The sequence below is a fragment of the Alkalihalobacillus deserti genome (assembly GCF_020734105.1).
Classification (GTDB): Bacteria; Bacillota; Bacilli; order Bacillales; family Bacillaceae_D; genus Halalkalibacter; species Halalkalibacter deserti.
In genome coordinates, this window is sequence record NZ_JAJAFR010000037.1 from 1 (window position 1) to 16,689 (window position 16,689).

The window sequence follows — 16,689 nt, forward strand, 5'->3', positions numbered from 1 at the left end:
AAACGTTTGTTATAAGGCACGAGCTGAAAAGCATTCATCCTTGTGAGGGTAGGGGTATGACCGTAGAATCTTCTGTAATGGGAGTGGAGGAACAGCCCCAAGTCTAGTGAAATGGAATGATTATTTTCCAAGCGTTCATCGCGCCGATCGGGTAGGAACGTGGGGATTTCCACAGTGCGAGCTTTTAGCAGGAAGGCTAGAGAAACCTTCTTGTCTAAGGGTAACGAGGAACTTATAGTCTAGTACATATCGCTAGATGGAGCGCGGAATGACGGGAAACTGTCACGTTCCGTTTGGAGCAGGGGAAAAGCTGGATATCACTTCAAACGCTTACCTATTGTTAACGAAGCTGGATGTTGCGGAGGTGCTTACATGGGGACTGCGATTTATCAGATAATAGCTATTTTAATTCCTATTTCTATAATTCTTTTAGTTGCATGGTTTATCCGTTCATCCATAAGCAAGAGTAAACAGTTAAAGAGAATGGAACAAAAGTTAAACGAAATCGAAAACAGTAATCTAAAGATAATTAGCGTTATTTTACTAACGGATGCTTGAACTAAATGGTGGAGGCTGTCGTACGGCAGCTCATTTGGGTACAGGAGTTGTCGTTTGGCAGCTCCTATTGCTTATTGCGCTCTATCGGGTGCAATCCTTAAACAAGCTGGGATTGAAGTAAGAAGCAGGTTATTTAAGAAGTATTATTTAAATTGATGGACACAATATGGTTGAGGTGATTTTATGACTCAACTAACTAAAGTATTTATTTGTATTTTATTTAGTATGGTTTCTATCTTTTCTGCACCCTTAGTTAGTTCTGCAAACAATGAAACGGTCGAGCAATTAAAAAATAAAGTTACAGAACTCTCAAGACGGCTTGAACAGTTAGAACCAGAAAACCCTAAGAAGATTTTCCATTCAGAATTTCATCCTTCTTTTCCTTCTAAGGTTTTTTCGATAAATGAAGTTATCAAAACAGGAGAGGAAATTCCATTTGAAGTTGGGATTGATAGACCTGAGTGGAAGCGACCCGTATATGTTGAAAATTGGCATAGTAAATTTTGGGGTGGACGTTGGAGCAATGTTCCAAGTAATTTACATAAAGCAATGCATAGAATGTTTATTGGTTTCCAAAGTGCAGGTATCTGGTTTGATTTAGGACACTCTTTAGGTATTGAAGAAGAACTTAAAAATCCAACAAATCCAAAGGCTTTTTTTGAGGAAAAAGTTAATGAAAAAATGGTAATTGTCCTAATGCAATCCGAGGTTAAGAAAGTAATAAGAAAAGGCAATCAGGTAGTTTTAATTTCTGAACCAAAGAGAAATGGGTTACAAGTTATAACCTTAAGATATGATGAAGTAGCACCTTCGAAACCAGATAAATATACACTTTTTAAATTAGTAACTCCTGATGGCTATGAATACGATTATACTTTAAATGATTAAGGTTATTTAAAAAGTGATGCGGTGTTTAACAAGACATCGCTTTTTCCAGTATGATTAACGAAGTAGATTGTGAAGTATAATACTTAAAGTAACGGGTGCGATTGCTCAACAAGGGCAGTCGCTTCTTGTGCTAACTGGCAGGTTACTTGAAGAAGGAATTAGTTAAAGAAATATAGAAATAATAATGTATTGAATTTATTTTTACTTAAAGCGAGGACATTTAATGGCAAAGAAACCTTATGGGAAGCATTGGAGAGGTTTTAAAGGGTACAGGGTTATAGAAGGAAAAGATGTGTATAATCACTCTTTTGGTGGAAATGAATGTGATTTGCCAGATTGTAAATTATGTGGAGAAAAAATGCATCTAATTTTTTGTTTTGATTTAAAAGATGAAAGGCTTTCCGAAATAAAAAATGATGAACTAAATATTTTACCATTAGTATCCTGCTTGAACTGTTCAATGGTATGGGAACCTCAATATTTTCAGTTAAGTGATGGGGGTAAATCCATTCAAGTAATAAGTCAGGAAAATACAGAAGATTGGATTCAAGATAAGGAATACAGGCTACCTGTACCACTTCCAAAGACGAATGTAAAGCTAATTGAAATGAAAGCCGAAGATATTCCAATTAATGAAGATAATTATGATACGGCATTTGATTTATTTGGTTCGGAATATTTATGCCGACTTTTGGGTGCACCTTTGTATGATGAAGTTCCTGACAATTTAGAGTGTCCAATATGCAACCAAGAAATGAAGTACATTACCACAGTTACACAAGACCTCGGGGAAAGAAAACTTATTTCAGTTGTGGATTTTCAATTAGGTGAGATGAATATTTTCTATCATTTATGCAAGGATTGTTTAGTTATAAAAATTCAAATACAAGGAACATAATAAAGAATCTTGCACTACAATGGAGATTTTATAAGGTAAGGCTGGTTAAACAGCCTTTTTTTAATCGAAGCAAGTTTGTGAAATGTTACACTTAAGCTAACGGGTGCGTTAGTGAAAGAAGCGATTAAAAATAAACACAAGTAATGGTCCAGTTCTTAAAACTGGACCATTTTTATATATAAAAAGCACCGCATTTCGCGGTGCAATTAGGAGTGCATTTTATTGTGTGAATTCGAGTTTTGCGATAGTTAACGGAACCCGTTATGATCAGCTATCTTTTTTTGTCTTATTTTCCTTTCCCTTTTACCGTTTTTTATGTAGGATTTCAGTGTGATGATAAGTACACTGGCTGGTATATATCAACAAATTGACCTACATTTTGTATACATAAAAAAGTATTGACTGGGTTTTAAAGTGAAAGGTTATAGTGGCTAATTACTCAATTCCAAAACTAGATAAAGACTAACTGAAGATTTTCCAGCTTGAAACAGCATGAACGCCTTTCTTTTGCCGTCCTAAATAAATTAAAACTTAATGTTAAAATAAATGAAACTATTTTTTAAGGGGAGTCGTCAAAGTACCGTAAAAAAGGGGAGGAGGTTTATTATGAATAAAAAAGAAAAAGATATTTTATTAGAAAAGCTGATGGTAGAGTATGGGAATGAACTTCTTCGATTAACTTGTACATATGTAAAAGACAAAGAATTAGCCAAAGACCTTGTTCAAAACACTTTTATAAAATGTTACGAAAATCTTGAAACATTTCGTAATGATTCGAAAATAAAAACATGGCTTTATAGGATTGCTATAAATGAGTGTAAGGATCACTTTAGAAGCTGGCAATATAAGAAGGTTCAGGTAAACAACTTATTAGGGGTTAATAAGGGTTTATCAATACCTTCTTTCGAAAATAAAGTCATTCAAAAATCTAATGCACTTAATATTAAAGAGATTGTTTTCTCTCTTCCAAAGAAATACAGCGAAATTATTAATCTTTATTATTTTAATTCTTTAAAAATCGAAGAGATTGCGGATGTGACAGGTCTTCAGGTTAATACAGTTAAAACACGGTTAAGAAGAGCTAAACAAAAGATGAAAAATAAAGTCGGGGAGGTTTAAATTTATGGGTAGAGACGATTTAGATTTAATTAAAGTAAATAATGACCACGATTTGTTTTTTACAGAGGATGACAGATTGAGAGTCTTTCAAAAAATTAAAGAAAAAGAAGCTAATAAGGGAGATCATAAAAGGGGAAGATGGCAATTTCAAAAAAACTCTCACAAGTTAGTCCCAATTTCCGCGTCTATTTTAGGAGTTATTTTGTTTTCAAGTTTACTTTATTTAAATATTAATCAAAGTGGCAATCCCCAGACTGTTCAATCTCCACCTTCAGGTGAAGCTCCTGTTGTTGTTCAAGAAGATGAAATACAAGATATAAGGTCCAAAGAGGATGTAGAGAAAAAAGACTTAAGTAATTTAAGTAAAGAGGAGTTGCGGGAATTAAAAAAAGACCCTGACGAAGTTGTAAAAGGTCTTAAATATTCAATAGAAAATAAAGATTGGAAATTAGAATATGAGCTGTATACTGAAGAAGAAAGAAATAGAAAATTCGAGCACAATTCTAATCCTCAATGGGCGGAAGAAGCATCAGAAAATCAGGAAGTGATTAATCTGGTTGTTGAAAAAAAGACGAAAGAAGAAGCAGTTTATAAATTTGATATAATTTTATCAGTTGAAGGTAAAGTAGTAAAGAGAGCTGAGGGGGTTATATTAGCTTTGTCTCAAGAAAATGGTATATGGTCTATTGCACATATAAAACCTGCAAAGGTTGAAACGAGTTTAGAAACTAAAGAAGAACGAGATTAATGACAGACTCCAAAAGTCTTCTTCAACAAACGGGTGCTTTAATAAAAACGAAAGTCGGTTATAGATCGGCTTCTTTTTTCGTTAACTAAGTGTCATAACTCAGGAATTGCGACACAACCTCTTTCGTACAATTAGAATGGTGTCATTATAAACTTTGCGATGGAAATTACTTACACTAACAGGCAGGATTATTTAACAAGGACGTGGTGCTTTATTGAATATTAAATATTGTTAGTGGTATAGTGTTATGGATGAAAATTATAATATTTGAGGTGCGTATGATGATGAAAATTAAAAATATAATAATGTTACTTATCTTATTAATTTCGGTATATACAATAGCTGGGTGTGCTAGCGGTAATGAAGATTCGTCTCCAAAAGAGAAAATAACTCAAGATGAGAACACAGAAATGGACCACTCTGACGCGGAGCATGCGGATATGGACCATTCAAGTACAGGTGAAGTTCCTGAAGGTTTACAAGAAGCCGAAAATCCAACGTATGAAGTTGGAAGTAAAGCCATTATTACGGAAGGTCATATGGCGGGGATGAAAGGTGCAGAAGCAACCATTGTAGGTGCTTATGATACGATTGCTTATGCTATATCTTATGCCCCTACAAATGGAGGAGAAAGAGTAACAAATCACAAGTGGGTGATTCATGAAGAAATTCAAGAAGCTAGTGAAGAACCATTTGAACAAGGAACAGAAGTAACAGTTGAAGCCTCTCATATGGCAGGTATGGAAGGTGCAACCGCAGAAATTGATTCTGCTGAAAATACAACGGTTTATATGATTAACTTTACTCCAACAACAGGTGGAGAAGAAGTAACTAATCATAAATGGGTAACAGAAAGTGAATTATCACAAATTGAACATCATTAAATAATCTAAAAGTGTTTTACTGTTTATTCAAGTAACGGAGGTGAATGCTCAACAAGGGTATTCGCCTTTCTTTGTTGAAGTAAAGTGGCAGGTTAGTAGAAGAAAAGGTCATTAAATAATCAAAAAATGTAGAGATACCAAAACCTTGGAGGTGCAACATGCCGGATTGGTCATATCATTCTATCTTTAAACCAGTACTCTTTCGGATGCCTCCAAAAAAGGCCAGAGACTTTACCTTTGGAGCTCTAAAATTTCTTTCAAAGATGCCTTTTGGGGCTCCAGTCATCTCCTTTTTTGGTCATATGGAACAGCCGGAAGAAATTAAAAAGGAAATGCTAGGAATCGAATTCGTTTCTCCAGTCGGAATGAACGGAAGGCTGGATCCAAACTTACAGGCATTACAGGCGATGGCCAAGTTCGGTTTTGGGTTTCTAACCGTTGGTCCAGTAACGTTAAAACCAGTAAAAGAAGGGGAAGTCAAACGGGATATAGGTAAACAAGAAATTGGGTATGAACAGTTTCATGCCAATAGTGGCTTGGAAGAAACCTATAAATATTTGAGTGATTTTAACAAGCACGGTTGTAAGCTGATGGTACGGGTCAGCTTACAAGGTGACATTCACAAACTGCATGTCATCATGGATAGGTTACTAGCAATCGCCGACCTATTTATAATTGAAGGAATAGAGGAAGCAGAGACGTTTCGATATCTAAAAGAACGCTATTCCTCTGTCCCGATCCTACTAGGTGTACAAGCGGAATGTTCAGCCTTGAAAAAACACATAGGAATGGAGCCAGATGGGATTGTTGTAGACGATGCAAGAGTAGATCCAGAAACAAGTGGTTATTGGATCGGCAGGGAATCGAAAGCCTCATCTTTAGAAATGATTCGAAAAGTACGTAAAAAAAATCGATTGATTCCGATTATCGCATCAGGTGGTGTCACCGAGCCGCAGGATGCACTTGATTTACTAGATGCTGGAGCCGATTTGATCCAGATCCACCAAGGCTTAGTGTTTTCTGGCCCTAGCTTACCAAAACGAATCAACGAGGCATTAGCAGCACGAAGCAGGACATCCATTACAGCTCCATTCAAAGAGTGGGGTTGGTTATTTCTTATGGGACTTGGCGTATTTTTGGCAGGGATGATTGCAATGATTTTTGCTTTATCTTCCGTTATTCTCCCATACGATGAAACATATCTGGGGTTAACGAAAGAACAGCTTGAAGAGTACAATTCCAAGCTATTTTCCTTTATATCACATGACCGTAACACTTTAGCTGGCGTGATGATTTCCGCTGGTTTTCTATACATGCAGCTAGCCTATCACGCATTCGTAAAAAAGCACATTGGGCGAGGAAAGCCTTCGTCATTGCAGCAGTACTTGGTTTCTTGAACTTTTTCTATTTTTTCGGTTTTGGATATTTTGATAAACTCCACTTTTTGTATAATCTTTTGCTTCTTCCATTTTTTATTTTAGGAGTGATATTCAGTCGTCATATGAGAAAAGGTGAAAGTGGATGTAATGTTCTCAATCACCGCACCTGGAGGCAAAGTCAGATCGGACAGTTATGCTTTGTGATGCTCGGTTTCTCTTTACTTGTAGGAGGCATTGTCATTTCGATTATAGGAATGACAACGGTGTTCGTGCCAACGGATCTGCTCTTCTTCGAGCTTAATCGTGAAGATCTTAACGTGTTTGACCCAAAGCTGATACCGTTAATCGCACACGACCGGGCAGGGTTTGGTGGAGCGTTACTATCAGAAGGGTTTCTATTATTGTGCATTTCCTTGTGGGGCTTTCGGGAAGGAGAGAAATGGATCTGGTGGACTTTCTTCATAGGCGGACTACCAGGATTTACTGCGGGAATCGGTACTCATTTTCATATTGGATACACTGATTTTGTTCATCTTCTTCCAGCCTATTTCTTAGTTGTCTTATATATCGTTGGCCTGGTTTACAGTTTCAACTATCTCCATCATTGTCAAACTTCTAAAAGTAAGTTTTAAGTGATGCTTTTCACTGAAGAACAGAAAGGATGACTAGTATGGTACCTAAAACAGCAATGATTATTGGTGGCGGGCTAGGTGGACTTTCTGCTGCAATTGCCTTACAGCAGTTGGGATGGAACGTCTCTGTATATGAGAAGGCAAAAGAACTTAAGGAATTAGGTGCAGGAATTGTTTTATCCGCAAATGCGATCAAAGCCTTGGAGAAATTGGGGGTCGCCGAACAAGTTCGCAAGGCCGGCTCCCCCGTAAAAAAAGCAGAGATACGAACTTGGGATGGAAAGCTCCTCGTTAATGTACCTGTTCATAAACAAGCGAAACTTTATGGCACCCATAGTTACCTGATTTATCGTCCTGATCTGCAAAGCATTTTATATAAAAAATTAAAACAAGAAACCGTTCTTTTCGGAAAAAAGTTAATTCGTATAGAAAAGGATGCAGCGAAAATTACGGCGATTTTTGAGGATGGAGAGGAAGCAGAAGGAGATCTATTAATTGGAGCTGACGGCGTACACTCTGAAGTAAGGAAATCTATCATCGGATCAACACCTTCCCGTTATTCTGGGTTCACCGCTATTCGAGGCATATCCAATTTTGAAGATAACCGCTTTCCAGTCGAACTTGGCGGAGGCTTTGAAGCTTGGGGTCCTGGTAAAAGGTTCGGATTTTCCCATCTAGGCAGTGGCCGAATATTTTGGTTTTCAGCAATTAATACCCCGCAAGGAACGATGATTACCACCGAGGATCGGAAGAAAGTTGCTTTGGAGAAATTTAAGGGTTCATTCGAGCCAATTGAAGCAGTCATTGAGTCTACCAATGAATCAGACATACTCCTGCATGAAATCTTTGATCGGAGTCCGGTAAAATATTGGAGTAAAGGCAGGGCTACGTTGCTCGGAGATGCCGCTCATCCGATGCTTCCTAACCTCGGACAAGGGGGAGCCCAAGCCTTAGAAGATGCACTAGTATTATCCCGTTCCCTTGAAAAATACCCTGACAATGTACAGCAAGCTTTTAAAGTGTATGAAAAAATTAGGATTCCCCGCACCACACAAGTAGTACGAAGCTCAAGAGCAATGGCGAGGTTAATGCAGCTTGAAAATCCGTTAGCGATCCATTTCCGGAACCTAATGCTCCGTGCAATGCCAGACACCGTTCAAGTCAAGCGTTTGGAATGGGTGGTTGGACATGAGGTGTGAAAGAAAAGAAAACACACTAACCTTAAAGTAATTACTTAACTAACGGAGTGCTTGAGTGAAATAAGAAAATGCTGCTTCGGTAGCTTTTTCTTATTCGACTAACGAGCAGGTTTGTTTAAGAAGAGTAAATATTGTGTGCTAGAGCTGATCAAAGGAGTTGTAACCGCAACTCTTTTTTATTTTAATTTTACTCGGTAGGAATTTTTGTTAATAAAAAGTGAACCGAAATACTTGTTTTTGGTAATAGGCAGCTCCTTGCTTATTGTACTAAAGAAGCAGTTTCTTCAATAAGACAACACTCTTATTAATGGTTCTTCTTAAAGAATTACCTTCATAAAATAAACAAGTGGTCTAAAGGGGGACAAGATATGGAGTGGTTAGGAAGTTTAATTCCAATTATAATTCCGTTTTTTATCTTGGTTTGTCTAATTGGTTTTACAGTAGAAACAGTTAAAAGATAAAATAGATATTCAAATATAGGGTAGCGTTTCTGCAAAAAAAGCAGGGACGCGTTTTTCTTTTTGCACAACACAAAAGGAAATTAATGCTAAAATTAAAACAACGGTTATTCAAGTAACGGGCAAGTTTGTACAATAAAAAGTTGGTTAAAAATCCTTACTATAAATACATTTATTCACCAGTTGCTGGTCTTTATTTTATGGACAGACATATTAATAACCATAACTTTCATTAAGGGAGGTAGCGAAATGAAGAGAAGTAAATTCATAGGAATTGGAGTAATATTGATGTGCATTATCATAGGAACATTTGTTTTTTATATTCAATTTAACCAATCAACAGAGCTTGTTGACTTTAATAAGATAAAACCAAAAGAGGTGAAACAGTTAGAAGAGAAGTTAAGTGAAACTGAGCTTATGCTTGAAATAGGGGAAAAACTGTACGAAAAACGCTACACGTTTGGCTTAGAGTGGGAGGTTTTATCTAAAGAGAAAGTCGATATAGTAGTAAAATTGCCCAAAGAAGAAATTAGTGAAGATACCATAAATGAAGTAAAACAAATCGTTAACGAAGTTGTGACAGCAAATAATATTGAACCTCAATTATTTGAAATTGAAGTAAAAAATTATCCAAAAGTAGATAATTAAAAAAGGCTAAATTTCTGATTGGTATGAACATAATCCTCCCCAGTAAACGATATAGAGGGGATTTTTTTCGTCGCCTCTTGTTGTACTCCCTCAGTTAGATACATATAGCTCTCCCTCAGTTAGATACATATAGCTCTCAAATACTCACTTATTCGCAGGATTTCAAAACACTTGGATGAAAGAGTAGGAATTAGAGGAGATATTTTAATGAAATGGTCTACATGAAGGCGTACTTAAATAAGAGGAGGGAATAACAACTCCAATTATTTCCATATACTGTACGTATTCTCCACGCCACCCTTGGAGGTTTTCGCTCCCATGTCTCAACGGGTCAATGCCCTCTCATTCCTTCGTCACACCTATCCAAGTGGTGGAGGCCGGTAATTCTAACGGAACGGGTCTGAGCCCTTTTGCACAACAAATCCGGTACTCCGCACTTTCTTTGAGATCCTACGAATAAGCCAATATTCGAAAATAAGACTCTAAAAAATTACTCGTATTTTCATGAGATCATACTAGAACTTAATCAAGATATTACGTTTATAACCACAGCGATAGCTGCTTGCCCTTGACCGTCGTGCCACTTCTTAGTGATCGCTGGAAGGGGGCGGGGCCCCGCCAGCGGAGCTTAGATGTGATTGTCCGTGGTACGCTGACTGTGCGGATGGTGTGCCTAATAGGCTAAATTTTTCCCATCCGCCATCAGAAAATGACCACGGACACAAACAAGGTCAAGGGTGGTGGATACGGCATAAAAGTTTGTTCTGTTTACAGTTGGTCCCTATACTTATGCAGCTAATGACGAAGTAGGCCATACTAGGCTAGGGCAGTAAGGTTGTCGGGACACACAAAAGGAAATTAATGTTAAAATATAAATAACGATTATTCAAGTAATTGGTAGGTTAATTGGTATTGTGTCTCAAAGTGGAATTAAATAGGAGGTGTCCAATGAGTGATACATTCTTTTGGATTACGACGCTCGGTGGTTTAGTTACTTTAGGTTGTTTTATTTGGCTTTTCGCTTCTCTTGGTAAAAGAATTTCCAAGGAGGAAAAAGATGCTGGCAGGGATTTAACTTATGAAACAAACCCATTTACAGGTTCGTCTAAGAAGAATGAGAAGTAGTTTTTACTTCAATTAATGGGGGCATTCCTGGAATAAATAAGGAGGACTTAATTGTGTTTCAAATTCTAGACGTTTTAATGGCATTACTAATGCCAATATTGCTAGTAACACTAATAATCTTAATAGCAAAGTGGATATGGAACCCCAACGGAAACAAATCAAACGAAAGTGTTGAAGAAATCAAGGAACAGCTTAATCGAATAGAGGGAAAAATTGATAAGTTGCATAAAAATCAATGAAGGAAAGGGCTTTCTTGTACTAACGTGCTGAAAAGTTCAACATTTGATTTTAATTTGGGTGCCTTAAAAGAAAACCCAGATATGAGATTGACTCCAACGCAAGATCAACTAGATGAAATTATTAAGAATGCTATGGAAATCACATTGGTTATTTATGCCGAGGAAGAAGAAATAGCACGCTATGATTTAAGTAATTGAGTTTTAGCTAATTTATAGTGTAATTGGTCTTATTCAATTAACGGGTGCTTTACTTTAATAAAGAGTAAAGCATTTTTCTTATTCAAGTAATGGGCAGGCGCGACAAGTGCTGTTATAAGCGCTTTCTAGCGTGAAATACAGGAAATTTACTAAACAAACTTCAACCTTACAACGGAGGATAGGAATGATGAAACCATGTTTTCTGAAACTATCCCATCAATACTCCTGCGTGCGTCATGAATGACAGTTCATGGGGTTCGAAGCACAGGTAGAGTCGGCAGAAGGAAGGCTAGAGCCAATCCATTTGGAAAAAGGTATGCTAACTGATATGCCGCATGGCTGAAAAACTAGATAGGGTGAGAATGTTCCAATCTAAAAGACACTATACCGAACAAAGGCGGTATCCAGCTCACAGGCTTACAGGAAGCACCTACGTCTAGAAAGGATAGCTACGTTGTAAGGTACTTGGAAAGCAAGGAACGTTGGATCAAGGGCTGTCACCCAAAACGTTTGTTATAAGGCACGAGCTGAAAAGCATTCATCCTTGTGAGGGTAGGGGTATGACCGTAGAATCTTCTGTAATGGGAGTGGAGGAACAGCCCCAAGTCTAGTGAAATGGAATGATTATTTTCCAAGCGTTCATCGCGCCGATCGGGTAGGAACGTGGGGATTTCCACAGTGCGAGCTTTTAGCAGGAAGGCTAGAGAAACCTTCTTGTCTAAGGGTAACGAGGAACTTATAGTCTAGTACAGATCGCTAGATGGAGCGCGGAATGACGGGAAACTGTTACGTTCCGTGTGGAGCAGGGGAAAAGCTGGAGATCACTTCAAACGCTTACCTATTGCTAACAAGAGTTGAAGAACAAATACTAAAGGACTAGGATACTCTAAGTCCTTTTTCGTGTTATTAGAATACTTAAATCGGAAGTAGGATGAGTGTCCATAAAGAACAAACGCTTAAAGACACTCCTTATAGTGACGTTATAAAGAGGTCTTTCTCCCCTCTTCCTCTTCCCTTCTACTATTATTCAATTAAACATAGATTTGAATCTGAGGGCATCCTGTGAGCCTACTATGAAGTTGGTGTGTTGGTTTGATACAAACCACTCTAATCCACAAACTAGCATTCGGTAATTCTTCGATACGACTCAAATAATAGGTGTGTTTTAGTGTGGTAAAGTGATAAAACGTATAGTAATAAACTGATATTGTTCGACACTGATAATCGACTACAGGGGTATATCATATTAGGGTGATAGTCAAAAGGGAGTATCTTTGCTTTTTCATTATATTTTGGAGAGTTATCTGTAAATATAGAGCGTGCCTTAAGTTTGCAATCGATAAGCATTACCATGATGTAAATCTAGGATTTGTATTCTGATTAATTTACAAAATGTAAACAAAGTTATAGATTCTAATTTTACATTATGCTATCTTTAATTCATCAGATAAGTACGGAAGGAAAGATGAATATGAACATAGCATATATCAGAGTATCAACAGTTGAACAGAACGAAGCAATACAAACCGAAGTAATGAAGCAATACAAAATAGATAAGGTGTATCAAGAAAAGGTATCTGCAAAGAATACAAATAGACCAAAGTTAATGGAAATGCTAGATTTTGCAAGAGAAGGAGACACTATTTATGTTGCAGACTTCTCCCGATTAGCACGCTCAACAAAAGACTTGTTAGAACTAATTGAACTATTAGAAATAAAAGGAGTTCAATTAGTATCAATTAAAGAGAATATTGACACTTCAACGGCAACAGGAAGACTAATGCTAAAAATGATTAGTGCAATTAACGATTTTGAGCGTGAAAATATGCTTGAAAGGCAGCGTGAGGGCATTACGATAGCTAAAGCGGAAGGAAAATATAAAGGGCGAAAAGAAGTATCTATTCCAGACTTTGACAAGCAGTATCAACGTTATATGAATCGTGAAGTAACTAAATCTCGGCTTGCTAAAGAATTAGGAGTATCCAGACCAACATTAGATAAGTTAATCAAAGAACATCAACAAGTAAGTTAATAAGAGACTCCCTAGGGGTCTCTTTCATTATGGTGAGGATATGGGGGATGTATTTCCACATTTTTATGTACCCTTCTTATAGAATAAGGGTATAGTAGGTTAACTCACACACCATAAATAATTTAATGGTTTCGATTCCTTTTGTAATGAAGTTAATGAAATCCCTATTGGAGTAACGAAGCAATAAACACGGTGTGGAAAAGAAGCATTTAGTTTTACAACACATAAAAAGCACCTCCAAGGAAAAAATACCCTTGGAGGTGCTGAAAATGAAGAGAATAATTATTATGACAACTATTCTAATGCTTTTTTTATCGGTTGAGACAGTAATGGCAACACCTTTTAAGTATGAAAATGTTGTTAGTAACTTAATACATACGTTAGTAACGAAGGGAGAAGAAGAAGCAAAGTCGTTTGTTGCTTCTGGTGTTGAAATACCTGAAATAAGAGAAAAAACACCAATAACAGGTTTCTCTTCATTAAACTCACCTGATGAAAATGTTAGGGTTGCAATTGGGTACTTCGTCAGTGAAGAAAATGAACCAGAAAGAATTGCGTTTATATGGGAAGTTACATCTAATAAAGAAAAAGTCACCGATATAAGAGTTGTCTACGATGGTTCTAATCCATTTGTTGATGAATCAAAGATAATTAAAGAATATCAAGATAAAATGAAGACTCCTGTACTTGCCCCGTCGGAGTTTCCTTTTGACATTACACATATACGCGCATACATAGATAAAGACACACTAATGTTAAGGTATAGAAATGCTAATTTACAAGAATTTGTTCAAATAAAAGTAGCACCAAACATTACTGGTTTAGAGAAGATAAAAGGTGAAGCTGATAAATATTATACTTTAAAGAACGGTACGAAAGCATTGTATCAACCTAATTTTCTTCCAGCCCATCAACTTATCTTCCAACATAAGAATTTAAAATACACAATAGGTATAAGTAAAACAACAAAAAAAGATATAAAAGTGGAGGATTTACTTAAAATTGCCAACTCAATGTTCTTAAACTAAAGGGAGCAAGAGCGGAACAAGGAGTTGTCGATGACAGCTTCTATTGTTTATTGTGTTAACGGGCAGGAATGTTTAATAAGTGATGGCACATTTTGCCTGAGTAGATGGGGATTATTTTTGTTAGGATTGTATTTAGAAAGGGGACTTTGAAATGGACAATACCCTGATTCAAAATATTATACCTATTGTCATTCCAATCATCTTTATTGGAATAGGATTCTTTTTAATAAAAGTAAAAGGGTTCAATCAAACAAAAGTCTTTCTTACAATCGGACCGTTAATTGGATTGGTGTTAGGCTTGCTTATATCTTTTTCCTTTAAAGTTGGTTTCGTAAATGGATTCATTATAACTGTTGTATTTAGGATTTTCGGTTTGATTGTGTTGTCAATAGTTAATCTTATTATTAAACAAGCAATGAAGAGAGAAGCAGAAAGAAAGAAGTTATCTTATGGGTTGGTTTTTGATTGAAGTAGATGACCCTGAGAAAGTTAAGTATATCCTTGTAATAGCTACTGGGGTGTACTTATTCATAATGTGTGTAGGTATGTTTTATTCCCTATACAAAATCGCAAGGATTTCAAATAATAAACGATTTAAGAATTTCTTTTTGTTTTCAATGGGTGTTTTATTACGCATCCCGTATCAATCAACTGTTCAAACATCATATTCTCAAGATAACCTTACGTTTAAAAGGGTTTGGGAAGAGATACGGAAAGACCTCTTAATTATGATTGTCGTTACTTTATGGTTCATAGTCTTATTAATAATGGGTTATTATGAAATTCGAGAACTAAAGCAATAAGATTGTTTTATTAACGGGGTGTAAGAATTGAAGAACGGGGTTGTTGTAGCAACTCCTTTTCTTATTGAACAAACGGAAGCAGTAATCTTGTAGAAGGTATTAAAGATATAGAAAACTAATTGAATAATCTTTGCGGGGGGAGAAAAATGTTTGTATATAAAATTGATGAAGAAATATCACTAAAGCTAGTTGAGTTAAAAGATGCAGAAAGGGTTTTTGAGCTAACTGATAATTCCAGAGAATACCTTCGTGAATGGCTTCCTTGGTTAGATATGACAACAAGCGTTGAAGATACAAAAGGGTTTATTAAATCTTGTTTAAAAAGTTATGCAGAAAATAAAAGCATCACAACTTTTATTCTCTTCAAAGGAGAAATTGTCGGTACGGCGAGTTATAACAAAATTGATTGGACTAATAAAATAGCATATATAGGTTATTGGTTAGGAAAGAATTATCAAGGTAATGGTATTATGACAAGAGTAGCAAAAGCACTAACGGACTATGCTTTTAATGATTTGGGACTTAATAAAGTTGACATTAGTGCTGCTGTGGAAAATAAGAAGAGTAGGTCAATTCCTGAAAGATTGGGGTTTGTTAACGAAGGTTGTATTAGACAAGCTGAGTGGTTATATGACCATTATGTTGACCACATTGTTTACGGAATGTTAGCTAAAGATTGGAACAATAAATAATTTCTTATTAAACAAACGGGTAGCGATAGCACAGGAAGCTGTCGCTGCTCTTGTTGCACAAATGAGGCAGGTTAATGGAACAAAAAATCCATTCTTTCTCATGGAAGTGTGGCGTATGTTAAGGTGAGATTAGGAGGGATTAAATTGAATGGACAGAATTTTACCGACGTATTAAAGGAGAGTTTTATTAAAATTACCTTTAACGGAAAAACTCTTTTAGCCTTTTTATTCTATATTGTTATTTTGTTTGCGATATGGAGGTATCACTTACAAATAGAGCGGTATAACGAATCTCACGGAGTTATATCACCTGTTGAGCCAAGAGAACAAGCACTCCTTTATATGACTTACTTTTCAATAATTACACTTTCAATTTATTTGTTAATCATAATTAGAAATACTGTAAAACAAGTAAAATAAGTTATTCCGCTAACGGGGTGCGTTTCTTAAATATCAGCAGAAACGCTTTTTCTTTAGGGAAACTGTCATATGATTGACATGTTTTAAAATTAAGGACATTTATTATAAAAGGGAGGTGCATTTCGTTATGTATCGCAATTTTATAATGTGTTTGATTTTGTTAGGACTCGCTTTAAGTGGCTGTCAATCTGGTCCATATCTTTTTGTTGGTGAAAGTGAAAATTGGAATGTGGAACTCCGTTCAGGTGAGAATGAATACGAATTTGTTGAGATTGTTTTAAAGTATAAAAGCTCGAATTCCTTCCCAAACGATTTAATTACTTATACTATTGAAGGTGAGAATATGGATATTGATATGGAAGAAGATGGTCTAAACGAAGACGGAACACTAAGATTTGGCATATTCGATGTTACACCTGAGTTCCGATTAAATAAAGCGGATAGATTAGCTTCTACTGTCCATTGGGAGAATAAAACAGAAGAAATAATTCTACTCAAGCAATGATTTTCTTAAAGCCATATAACATGTATTAATAGGAGACCTTATTAAAGTAAAGGGTGCTTTTCTTGAATTTGGTATCGCCATTTGTTTATTGAAGTAACGGAGCAGGATTGTTGTGCGAAATGTTTCTAGCTTAAATTGAGGATGGTCACATCACTCTGGTAAAGGCTAGACAGTTCCTTTTGGAACTGAAGGATTATATCGAAGAGTCAAATGACAGAGTAACGTCTTGAAGGGCG

Annotated in this window: 19 protein-coding genes; all 19 read left to right on the forward strand. The window is 36.3% G+C overall.

From position 1 onward, the window contains the following. The first annotated feature begins 372 nt into the window (after positions 1-372). A complete protein-coding gene (locus LDX58_RS24605; protein ID WP_227940256.1) occupies positions 373-558 on the forward strand; it encodes a DUF4083 family protein in 186 nt (61 codons plus the stop codon). 183 nt (positions 559-741) lie between these two features. Then, positions 742-1,446, forward strand: coding sequence for a coiled-coil domain-containing protein (locus tag LDX58_RS24610; protein ID WP_227940258.1), 705 nt, complete (start codon positions 742-744; stop codon positions 1,444-1,446). Positions 1,447-1,669: 223 nt separating this feature from the next. After that, the gene (locus tag LDX58_RS24615; protein WP_227940260.1) at positions 1,670-2,344 is read left to right on the forward strand and encodes a hypothetical protein; all 675 of its coding nucleotides are present in this window, start codon (positions 1,670-1,672) and stop codon (positions 2,342-2,344) included. Between the two features lie 606 nt (positions 2,345-2,950). Continuing rightward, the gene (locus tag LDX58_RS24620; protein ID WP_227940262.1) at positions 2,951-3,463 is read left to right on the forward strand and encodes a sigma-70 family RNA polymerase sigma factor; all 513 of its coding nucleotides are present in this window, start codon (positions 2,951-2,953) and stop codon (positions 3,461-3,463) included. 4 nt (positions 3,464-3,467) lie between these two features. After that, positions 3,468-4,211 (forward strand): hypothetical protein, encoded by a 744-nt coding sequence (locus LDX58_RS24625; protein ID WP_227940264.1) that lies wholly within the window; start codon positions 3,468-3,470, stop codon positions 4,209-4,211. Positions 4,212-4,495: 284 nt separating this feature from the next. Further along, positions 4,496-5,095 carry a YdhK family protein gene (locus LDX58_RS24630; protein WP_227940266.1) on the forward strand — a complete coding sequence of 200 codons (600 nt, stop codon included), beginning with the start codon at positions 4,496-4,498 and terminating at the stop codon, positions 5,093-5,095. Between the two features lie 158 nt (positions 5,096-5,253). Further along, complete coding sequence (locus LDX58_RS24635; RefSeq protein WP_227940267.1) at positions 5,254-6,492, forward strand: dihydroorotate dehydrogenase; 1,239 nt, start codon at positions 5,254-5,256, stop codon at positions 6,490-6,492. Next, positions 6,489-7,106 (forward strand): hypothetical protein, encoded by a 618-nt coding sequence (locus LDX58_RS24640; RefSeq protein WP_227940269.1) that lies wholly within the window; start codon positions 6,489-6,491, stop codon positions 7,104-7,106. Before LDX58_RS24635 ends, LDX58_RS24640 begins: the two co-directional genes overlap by 4 nt. A gap of 38 nt (positions 7,107-7,144) precedes the next feature. Further along, positions 7,145-8,305, forward strand: coding sequence for an FAD-dependent monooxygenase (locus tag LDX58_RS24645; RefSeq protein ID WP_227940271.1), 1,161 nt, complete (start codon positions 7,145-7,147; stop codon positions 8,303-8,305). A 707-nt stretch (positions 8,306-9,012) separates the two neighbouring features. Next, positions 9,013-9,411 (forward strand): hypothetical protein, encoded by a 399-nt coding sequence (locus LDX58_RS24650; protein ID WP_227940273.1) that lies wholly within the window; start codon positions 9,013-9,015, stop codon positions 9,409-9,411. Between the two features lie 948 nt (positions 9,412-10,359). Continuing rightward, entirely contained in the window at positions 10,360-10,536 is a 177-nt protein-coding gene (locus LDX58_RS24655; protein ID WP_227940275.1) for a hypothetical protein, read from the forward strand. 53 nt (positions 10,537-10,589) lie between these two features. Next, the gene (locus LDX58_RS24660; RefSeq protein ID WP_227940277.1) at positions 10,590-10,775 is read left to right on the forward strand and encodes a hypothetical protein; all 186 of its coding nucleotides are present in this window, start codon (positions 10,590-10,592) and stop codon (positions 10,773-10,775) included. A 24-nt stretch (positions 10,776-10,799) separates the two neighbouring features. Further along, positions 10,800-10,973: a hypothetical protein gene (locus LDX58_RS24665; protein ID WP_227940278.1), complete on the forward strand. Its 174-nt coding sequence runs from the start codon at positions 10,800-10,802 to the stop codon at positions 10,971-10,973. 1,471 nt (positions 10,974-12,444) lie between these two features. Continuing rightward, positions 12,445-13,005 (forward strand): recombinase family protein, encoded by a 561-nt coding sequence (locus LDX58_RS24670; protein ID WP_227940279.1) that lies wholly within the window; start codon positions 12,445-12,447, stop codon positions 13,003-13,005. 269 nt (positions 13,006-13,274) lie between these two features. Next, on the forward strand, positions 13,275-14,033 hold the full coding sequence (locus tag LDX58_RS24675) for a hypothetical protein (protein WP_227940280.1): 759 nt from the start codon (positions 13,275-13,277) through the stop codon (positions 14,031-14,033). A gap of 151 nt (positions 14,034-14,184) precedes the next feature. Then, entirely contained in the window at positions 14,185-14,502 is a 318-nt protein-coding gene (locus tag LDX58_RS24680; protein WP_227940281.1) for a hypothetical protein, read from the forward strand. Positions 14,503-14,982: 480 nt separating this feature from the next. Next, positions 14,983-15,528 carry a GNAT family N-acetyltransferase gene (locus LDX58_RS24685; RefSeq protein WP_227940282.1) on the forward strand — a complete coding sequence of 182 codons (546 nt, stop codon included), beginning with the start codon at positions 14,983-14,985 and terminating at the stop codon, positions 15,526-15,528. A gap of 144 nt (positions 15,529-15,672) precedes the next feature. Then, positions 15,673-15,948, forward strand: a complete 276-nt coding sequence (locus LDX58_RS24690) for a hypothetical protein (protein WP_227940286.1) — start codon at positions 15,673-15,675, stop codon at positions 15,946-15,948. A gap of 127 nt (positions 15,949-16,075) precedes the next feature. Further along, entirely contained in the window at positions 16,076-16,453 is a 378-nt protein-coding gene (locus tag LDX58_RS24695) for a hypothetical protein (protein WP_227940288.1), read from the forward strand. The last annotated feature ends 236 nt before the right edge of the window (positions 16,454-16,689 follow it).

Bases quoted from the DNA above. Each gene is read 5' to 3' on its own strand.
- LDX58_RS24605 (WP_227940256.1), top strand. From the start codon at position 373: ATGGGGACTGCGATTTATCAGATAATAGCTATTTTAATTCCTATTTCT.
- LDX58_RS24610 (WP_227940258.1), top strand. From the start codon at position 742: ATGACTCAACTAACTAAAGTATTTATTTGTATTTTATTTAGTATGGTT.
- LDX58_RS24615 (WP_227940260.1), top strand. From the start codon at position 1,670: ATGGCAAAGAAACCTTATGGGAAGCATTGGAGAGGTTTTAAAGGGTAC.
- LDX58_RS24620 (WP_227940262.1), top strand. From the start codon at position 2,951: ATGAATAAAAAAGAAAAAGATATTTTATTAGAAAAGCTGATGGTAGAG.
- LDX58_RS24625 (WP_227940264.1), top strand. From the start codon at position 3,468: ATGGGTAGAGACGATTTAGATTTAATTAAAGTAAATAATGACCACGAT.
- LDX58_RS24630 (WP_227940266.1), top strand. From the start codon at position 4,496: ATGAAAATTAAAAATATAATAATGTTACTTATCTTATTAATTTCGGTA.
- LDX58_RS24635 (WP_227940267.1), top strand. From the start codon at position 5,254: ATGCCGGATTGGTCATATCATTCTATCTTTAAACCAGTACTCTTTCGG.
- LDX58_RS24645 (WP_227940271.1), top strand. From the start codon at position 7,145: ATGGTACCTAAAACAGCAATGATTATTGGTGGCGGGCTAGGTGGACTT.
- LDX58_RS24650 (WP_227940273.1), top strand. From the start codon at position 9,013: ATGAAGAGAAGTAAATTCATAGGAATTGGAGTAATATTGATGTGCATT.
- LDX58_RS24655 (WP_227940275.1), top strand. From the start codon at position 10,360: ATGAGTGATACATTCTTTTGGATTACGACGCTCGGTGGTTTAGTTACT.
- LDX58_RS24670 (WP_227940279.1), top strand. From the start codon at position 12,445: ATGAACATAGCATATATCAGAGTATCAACAGTTGAACAGAACGAAGCA.
- LDX58_RS24675 (WP_227940280.1), top strand. From the start codon at position 13,275: ATGAAGAGAATAATTATTATGACAACTATTCTAATGCTTTTTTTATCG.
- LDX58_RS24680 (WP_227940281.1), top strand. From the start codon at position 14,185: ATGGACAATACCCTGATTCAAAATATTATACCTATTGTCATTCCAATC.
- LDX58_RS24685 (WP_227940282.1), top strand. From the start codon at position 14,983: ATGTTTGTATATAAAATTGATGAAGAAATATCACTAAAGCTAGTTGAG.
- LDX58_RS24695 (WP_227940288.1), top strand. From the start codon at position 16,076: ATGTATCGCAATTTTATAATGTGTTTGATTTTGTTAGGACTCGCTTTA.